The organism is Bradyrhizobium sp. UFLA05-153 (assembly GCF_054185185.1).
The window spans coordinates 1-6,607 of sequence record NZ_JBBIAM010000234.1 but is presented as its reverse complement, the minus strand read 5'-3'; the positions used below and the strand labels follow the sequence as shown (position 1 = coordinate 6,607).

The following is a 6,607-nucleotide window of genomic DNA, read 5'->3' as shown; positions in this document are numbered from 1 at the left end:
GGTGCGATAATCGACATTCTCGATGGTGGCGGCTTGACGTAGCTTGGCATTGGCCAAGCGACGTATGAGGCGGCGGTTAACCGCGACATCCTGATGTCGCGCGTCGTCGCACGGATCCGATAAACGCGTGCTCAAGCTTATCCTGGCATTCCTGAATGCCGGGGTATTGGAAGATGGTTTGGTCCGACAGGTGGACGAAGGGACCCGGCAAGGCGGTCCGCTCTCGCCCTTCCTCAGTAATATCGTGCTCGACGATCTCGACAAGGAATTGGCTCGACGTGGTCACCGGTTCTGCCGTTACGCGGATGACTGCAATATTTATGTTCGCAGCCTCCACGCCGGCGAAAGGGTGAGGGCCTCGATAAGCCGGTTCCTGACCGACAAGCTCCGCTTGAAGGTCAACAAGGCCAAAAAGCGCGGTGGCGCGACCAGAGGAGCGGAAATTTCTCGGATTCAGCATTGCGAATGACGGGAGCGAGCGACGCATTGAGCCGAAAGCCTCGACAAGTTCAAAAAACCGAATCCGGGAAATCACATGCCGGACGCGAGGGATCAGTTTGCCGCAAATGATTGCAGACCTCACGCCATACCTCATGGGGTACTTCGGCTTCTGTCAGACCCCCGCGCGTGCTAACAAACCTGGAAGCCTGGATCCGCCGGAGACTGCGTTTGTATCTCTGGCGGCAATGGCGGAACGGGCATAACCGATTCACGGAGCTTCGCCGCCTCGGCATCGCGAAGTTCGCCGCATCGGTCGCTGCCGGTTCCGACGGAACTGTGGCGCATGTCCGGACACCGGCGGTTCAACACGCTCTACGAAATCAGGTGTTCGACTCTCTTGGTCTCCCCGAATCTTCATGCCTGTGCCGGCTTAACTCGATCGAACCGCCGTGGTACGGACCCGTATGCCCGGTGGTGTGGGAGGGGTAACGTCGCGAGACGTCCCTCTCCCGATCAATCGCAAAAATGAAATTGCAAGCTTCCCGGTCCTCAAACCTAAAAAGCTTGCAATCTCAAACCTCGCTCCGCTCCGAAAATCGACTCCCGCTCAATGGCTTGGAGAGTTCTTCACGGACGACTGTCGATTCCTCTTGCAATGCCATCCCGGACATCGAAGCCCTCATCGGCAATACCATCGAGCGCCTCCTAGCTGACAACTATCGCGGCCACAATGCCCCACCCGATTACAAATTCAGGGTGTTCACGTCAGGGCAGAAGCGGCGGGTGACGCGACAGATCAAGCGCGACCTGCGAAGGCCTTCTGCCGTCGAACCGGTCATCGGCCATCTCACATCCGAGTATCGAATGGGCCGCAACTATCTCTGGCACCGCTAAGGCGACCCACCAATGCCGTCCTTGCCGCCGCCGGCTACAACTTCCTGCGTCTCCTAAACTGGCTGCAGCTTCTGTTGCGCCAAATCCGCGTCCGGCTCATCCTTCGGCTTCAGTTCGTCCCGAGCTGAATTCTCAGTTCTTCACGGACGACTCGTTATGGCGAAATCTACAACACAAATGACTGACCAGCATGATTCCTCGCTCGCTCAGGCTTTGAGGGGGAGAGCGACCGTTCTACTACACGTCGGCGATGCGCTGGGCACCGCCGACGTCCATGCAGTTACTGTGTAATCTCAGCAGTTGACCAGCAAGTCACGCGACATGCTGCTTAGCGACTTTGCGCCGTCCTCGGCCACGCGTACGGTCTCGCTGAAGACATAGCCCTCGTTCTTCTCCCAGATACCTACGATTAGGTGGAAAGTCATGTTGGGTTGGATGACAGTCTCGTCGTCGTCCTGCAGGCTCGCGCCGCCGTCGGTCCAATCAATTCCGATGGAGTAGCCGATTCGCGATTCTTTGCGCACGCCACGAGGATTGAAGATGCGCCGGAATGCTCGCTCGACATCACCGCATGTCACCCCCGGCCGCATCGTTTCAAACGCCGCTAAGAAGCTATCGACCACCGCTTGGTGCACGTGCCGTGACCGAGTGGACGGTTCACCCAAAAATACCGTCCGGGACAGCGCACAACAATAGCGGTGGCGGAAAGCGCCGAGCTCGAAATTGGTCTGGCAATCCATCCCGTAGCGCTCGTCCGACCACTTGATATGCGGTGCAGTCGCGGGGCTGCCGGTCGGCATGGTCGGAAAGCGGGAAGGTCCGCCCGAGAATTCCGGTGTGCCCGCGCATAGCACATGCATAATGTCCGCGGCTACGTCGCATTGGCGCGCGCCAGCAGCAACCCCGAGCCGGCCTACCTGCATGGCCCGATCGACGATCTTTCCGGCCTGCTCCATGTAGGCAAGCTCAGCAGGGGACTTCAGCAGCTTCAGCTTGGAAATCATGCCATCGGCATCGATGCTCTTTGAAAGGTCCAGATTCATGCCCAAGGCAGCATGGGCCTTCACGCCATATAATTTCGCCGTTAGTTCGATCCCGATGCGGCTCGACTTAGTGTGTTCGCGGATCAGTTCTCCAATTGGCTGCCACGGCGTCCGCTGACTCGAACCGATGTATTTCTCGGAATAGCCCAGGATGCGCGACTGATGCAGGTAGGAGGTGGGCGTTGCGCATAGGATGTCCATCTCGCGCAGAATCAACCAAGGATCTTCCTCGTCTTGGCATACAAGAGCGAGCTGGGGAACGTAGTCCGAGTATCCATCGTAGCCAGTGAGGTAGTTCATGTTCGCCTCGCTCAGCACGAGCAGCGCGTCCATGCCGCGTTCCGCCATTCGCTGGCGCAACCTAGCCGTACGCTCACGATATTCTCGTTGACCAAATGCGGGCATGAGCGGTTTCTCCTAACGTTGACTGGATGACGTTCGTTGCATGGCGACGATGCGCGGCATTCTACCTGCGTGATGGCAAAAGTTTGATTTGGTGTAGTGACATCGTTGAGCCCCCTTATCGCAGCTGCGTTTTCGCCCGCAGGTAACAACGATCTCAGGCGGTGGACGCCATCGTCATCCGGCAGAGGTCCGTGATGTCGTAAATGGGCAACTTCGCGATACGACGGATCGCCGGCGCGACGATCGGGAAGGCTGCGCACTCGAACAGAATGGCCGCGATCTGCGGATGGGCGGTGCGGAGTCGTGCGATGCAGGCGGTGACATCCGTTTCGATCGCGGCGACGTCGAGCGGTGGCGTGGGGCGCTTCAGCTCGTCATGCCAGAACTTGCCGCCTTCGATGCCTCCGATCACGACCCTCGCGCGTTTGGCCGGATCATTGAGCCCGAGCAGATCTTCGCTGCAATGCTTCGAATCGTAGGTCAGGACCGCGATCTTGGCGTGCGGTGGTAGATGGCGAAGCAGCGTCGGTAACAGGAGCAGGCTCGACATCACCACGGGCACGTTCACCGACGCGGCCACGGCCGGCTGATGCCGGATAGAGAAGCCGCAGGTCGAGCTTATCGCGACGGCGCCTCGCTCGACCAGCCGCCTAGCGGCTGCGATATAAGCCGGCTCGAGGGTCGGATCTCCGTGGACGACATTCTCCACCCAAGCCCCCGCAACGGTTTCCTGGATGGTCGGAAAGTCGAAGGTAGCCGAATTCAGCATCGAGCCGGGCACTGGCTTTGGCGGCAGGGCGTTGGGCGAAACGCCGCGTTCGAGGGTCAGAATTCCGAGGAGGCGTGAGGTCTGGACTGTCATAAAGCAAGCATAGCACCGTTTAAAGTCGAATTCCCCTAATCGAGGTCCTGATATGTCCGAAATTCTTCGCCTGATTGGGCGGGAAGAATTCGAAACTCGCTGGGATCGAGCGCCGTATTGTCATAAGGCGCCCGATGGCAGCTTTCGCAACACGAGCCGCTCCCGTCCAAGAGGCGATCTGAGCCTTGGGACGATCGCACGACGCGCCGCAGTGTTCCTATAGACAATCTCCAGGGCATTTACGGGGCCCTAAATCGGCGGGAATCGGTTGCAAGATAGACAAACGTCGGAGATGTTTACTGCCTTGTGGTCACTTTTGTCGAAAAGGGAGCCTTCGATGAGGCGATCGAGGTGTGGTCTTGCGCGCTAACTGCCTTTGAAGTTGCCAGGCGGCGAGCCGATGATGGCGATCCACAAAGTGGAGACGTTTCGGCCAAAATCGAGGCCGGCGTTCAGAGGTTCGGATCTCTGGAGCAGAAGGTGGAGCGGATGGACATTGCGTGTCGTTTGATTCACGCCGAAGCCCTGGTGGTCCCGATTCATGCGCGCCGGCGGTCATTTGCATCAGCAGGGAAAAAGAAACAGGAGCGATGCTACTCTCAAGGCCCTTGCCCGTGGATGATTCGTCGAGGCATACTGGTATGGTGGCGCGCGAGCAACTCCGCCATGAGCCAATTGCGAGAACAATTTTCGTCTTCTGTTCAAAGCGAGCGGACCGTTTGAAGATTCGGGTCCGGGCGGGCGCTGCTGTGGAACTACGTGCATTCATACTACACCTCCTTCAGCTTCAGTCGAGGATTTTAGCACCATTGCCGACTTGAGGTGGCAGCTCGATAGACAAGACGATTCTATCGACTGCATTGCTTGCGTCAGGTTCGATGCGGGAATCTCGTATAACTGATAGTGCGCATCGTAGGCATGCTTGGTGACGAGTCCATGGTCAGCGCACCTGATAGAGGGTCGTTTCGTGAATGTTGAGACGCGCAGCTGCTTCTCGTTTTGTCAGCATTCCGCGATCTCGCAGTCGGTCATAGCGCGAGCGCAGGCCGTAGCGCTGGACGAGATACGCGACTTGTAAGTCAGTGAAGCAGTGGCGGCTACGCCGCGCCGATCCGCCCGGGCGATACCCTTGCTGGTTGAGGAGTTCGGCGATTTCAGAATAGATGTTTTTGTCGAGGAGCTTGTCGACTAATTCGACGATACCGGGCTGCGTCTTCACCTGCTGCGCGGAAGATTTTGGGCCTATGGTGGTGAGCGTTTTGGATTTTGCCTCCCTTGAAGCGGACGTGAATCTTGGTGGTCCCTTCCGCCGGCATCTTGGTGAGGGTGACGTCCTCAATGATGTGGGCGAGCAGCCGCTTGCGTTCGCGGTCCGGCGTATGCCGATGGTCTTGTCGATCGGAGTCCCGGCGATCGACTGACAGTTTGGCTCGCCGCGATAGCCGTGAGCGCGATCATAGACGTACCAGGCATCCAGCCGTCCACGCCGGGCAGTGTTTACCGCGTCACCCGCATACTGCCCGTCCTTGCAGCAACGCCGTACCTTCTCGCGGAGACGGTGCGCGCGCCACTTCATATGCCTGACCATTGGCCTCGAGAGTCTTGAGATTCTGCTGGAATCGTTCCCAGCTGATGTAGCCGGGATGGGCATCTGGGATGTAGGCGAGCCAGTCATCGTGGTCACGATTCCGCTGGACAGTCTTCTTGCCGTCAATGGCTCGTCGATAGCGCCACCACATCACACGTCGCCATCTGGCGATGGCGGATTGCCTATTCATGGATGAAACCACAGCGCCGGTGCTCGACTCCGGGCGCGGCCAGACCAAGAAAGACTTCTTCGGGAGATTGTCCCCGACTACCGCGGCCATAGCGGCCCAAGTCCGGCGTTCGTGCTGTTCCGATGTGCGTCGGGGCGCAGCGGCGCTTTCGCCGCGTAGTTCCAGAGCGGCCTTAACGGGCTCTTCCTGCAATGTGACCGAAGGCTAAGATTGGCTCACCGAGCTCGCTCGCCCGCAAGGGCCTTGGACGCTCGTACATTGCTGGAGCCATTATCTGGAGCACATTTTTATGTGGAGCAGCTGTGGAGAAGCTGATTTTCAGTGCTGGAATCGGATGATGCTGGCGCGCCGGACCCGCATAATCCCCGTCCCATCGCGTCGATGGTTACCGACGCGCCAGGGGCCGACATTGCAGATCCCGCTGCGAACGCTGTCGAGCATCGAGGCGTACATTGCCAACCAGGAATGGCGTGATACCTGCTTGCCACGCTGTCCATTGCATCCGTCGGCTGGCTGTTCCTTTGCTCGCCACGGCAGCTATGCGCGGCTGACTCCGCCGGGGGTGCGTATCGCTCGGTTGCCCGGAGGGACACCAAACATTCAGCCTATTGCCGGACGTTCTGGCCGCCAAGTTGCCGGATTTGCTTGAATCGATTGAAGACGCTGTCGCCGCGGCGCTTGCACGCAAGCGGATAACACCCCACGTGCGGCGCCATAGCTGCGCGGTGGCGCTGCTGCAGGTACCGACGTGACCGTCATCCGCGACTATCTCGGCCATACCAGCGTAGCGACGACTGGGCGGTACATTACGACGAACTTGCAGATGAAGCGCGAGGCGCTGCTGACGTTCTGGAAACACGCAGGCTTTGAGCCCGCTCGGACCAGACCATGGAAGCCCAAAGCAGATCTGCTCGCGTTCTTACAGTCGCTCTGATCGACGCGGATTTATGCGGAGCTCCTGCCGGAGAATTGCCGCAGCAGATCAGTGCATGCGGTCGGGTACACCAGATAAAGCCGCGCTCCAGACAATGCACGCATCAGAAGGCGAGCTCGACATAAGACGCATCTGCGCCGGCGCTTCGTCGTAAGCGTGTAGGGGCCGATGAGTGCCTCGCTTACGGAAGCACCTTCCCCGGGTTTAAGATGTTGTTCGGGTCGAGGGCCTCCTTTATGCGCTCCATCAG

9 protein-coding genes and 1 pseudogene are annotated in these 6,607 nt (G+C 58.8%); 5 read left to right on the top strand and 5 right to left on the bottom strand.

Going from position 1 to position 6,607, the window contains the following annotated elements:
• Positions 1 to 127: 127 nt before the first annotated feature.
• Together Q2941_RS50270 and Q2941_RS50265 are read left to right on the top strand one after the other, a co-directional pair.
• A complete protein-coding gene (locus Q2941_RS50270) occupies positions 128 to 469 on the top strand; it encodes a reverse transcriptase domain-containing protein (protein WP_458197349.1) in 342 nt (113 codons plus the stop codon).
• Between the two features lie 632 nt (positions 470 to 1,101).
• Positions 1,102 to 1,463: pseudogene (locus tag Q2941_RS50265) on the top strand (IS5/IS1182 family transposase); the annotation flags it as partial.
• Between the two features lie 165 nt (positions 1,464 to 1,628).
• Here Q2941_RS50265 and Q2941_RS50260 read toward each other — a convergent pair.
• Both Q2941_RS50260 and Q2941_RS50255 read right to left on the bottom strand, forming a co-directional pair.
• Positions 1,629 to 2,783 carry a M24 family metallopeptidase gene (locus tag Q2941_RS50260; protein WP_458197348.1) on the bottom strand — a complete coding sequence of 385 codons (1,155 nt, stop codon included), beginning with the start codon at positions 2,781 to 2,783 and terminating at the stop codon, positions 1,629 to 1,631.
• A gap of 154 nt (positions 2,784 to 2,937) precedes the next feature.
• Complete coding sequence (locus Q2941_RS50255) at positions 2,938 to 3,645, bottom strand: aspartate/glutamate racemase family protein (protein ID WP_458197347.1); 708 nt, start codon at positions 3,643 to 3,645, stop codon at positions 2,938 to 2,940.
• 306 nt (positions 3,646 to 3,951) lie between these two features.
• Between Q2941_RS50255 and Q2941_RS50250 the strand changes: the two genes are divergently transcribed.
• The gene (locus tag Q2941_RS50250; protein WP_458197346.1) at positions 3,952 to 4,368 is read left to right on the top strand and encodes a hypothetical protein; all 417 of its coding nucleotides are present in this window, start codon (positions 3,952 to 3,954) and stop codon (positions 4,366 to 4,368) included.
• A gap of 217 nt (positions 4,369 to 4,585) precedes the next feature.
• Here the strand turns inward: Q2941_RS50250 and Q2941_RS50245 are convergent, their stop codons facing one another.
• Positions 4,586 to 4,864, bottom strand: coding sequence for a hypothetical protein (locus tag Q2941_RS50245; RefSeq protein WP_458197345.1), 279 nt, complete (start codon positions 4,862 to 4,864; stop codon positions 4,586 to 4,588).
• A 25-nt stretch (positions 4,865 to 4,889) separates the two neighbouring features.
• Between Q2941_RS50245 and Q2941_RS50240 the strand changes: the two genes are divergently transcribed.
• The gene (locus Q2941_RS50240; RefSeq protein WP_458197344.1) at positions 4,890 to 5,066 is read left to right on the top strand and encodes a hypothetical protein; all 177 of its coding nucleotides are present in this window, start codon (positions 4,890 to 4,892) and stop codon (positions 5,064 to 5,066) included.
• An 84-nt stretch (positions 5,067 to 5,150) separates the two neighbouring features.
• Here the strand turns inward: Q2941_RS50240 and Q2941_RS50235 are convergent, their stop codons facing one another.
• On the bottom strand, positions 5,151 to 5,384 hold the full coding sequence (locus Q2941_RS50235; protein ID WP_458197343.1) for a hypothetical protein: 234 nt from the start codon (positions 5,382 to 5,384) through the stop codon (positions 5,151 to 5,153).
• 787 nt (positions 5,385 to 6,171) lie between these two features.
• Between Q2941_RS50235 and Q2941_RS50230 the strand changes: the two genes are divergently transcribed.
• Positions 6,172 to 6,357 carry a hypothetical protein gene (locus Q2941_RS50230; RefSeq protein WP_458197342.1) on the top strand — a complete coding sequence of 62 codons (186 nt, stop codon included), beginning with the start codon at positions 6,172 to 6,174 and terminating at the stop codon, positions 6,355 to 6,357.
• A gap of 181 nt (positions 6,358 to 6,538) precedes the next feature.
• On the opposite strand, the gene Q2941_RS50225 is transcribed toward Q2941_RS50230, so the two are convergent.
• The gene (locus Q2941_RS50225) at positions 6,539 to 6,604 is read right to left on the bottom strand and encodes an FAD-linked oxidase C-terminal domain-containing protein (RefSeq protein WP_458197206.1); all 66 of its coding nucleotides are present in this window, start codon (positions 6,602 to 6,604) and stop codon (positions 6,539 to 6,541) included.
• Positions 6,605 to 6,607 lie beyond the last annotated feature (3 nt).

Bases quoted from the DNA above. Each gene is read 5' to 3' on its own strand.
- Q2941_RS50235 (WP_458197343.1), bottom strand. From the start codon at position 5,384: ATGTGGTGGCGCTATCGACGAGCCATTGACGGCAAGAAGACTGTCCAG.
- Q2941_RS50260 (WP_458197348.1), bottom strand. From the start codon at position 2,783: ATGCCCGCATTTGGTCAACGAGAATATCGTGAGCGTACGGCTAGGTTG.
- Q2941_RS50255 (WP_458197347.1), bottom strand. From the start codon at position 3,645: ATGACAGTCCAGACCTCACGCCTCCTCGGAATTCTGACCCTCGAACGC.
- Q2941_RS50240 (WP_458197344.1), top strand. From the start codon at position 4,890: ATGGTGGTGAGCGTTTTGGATTTTGCCTCCCTTGAAGCGGACGTGAAT.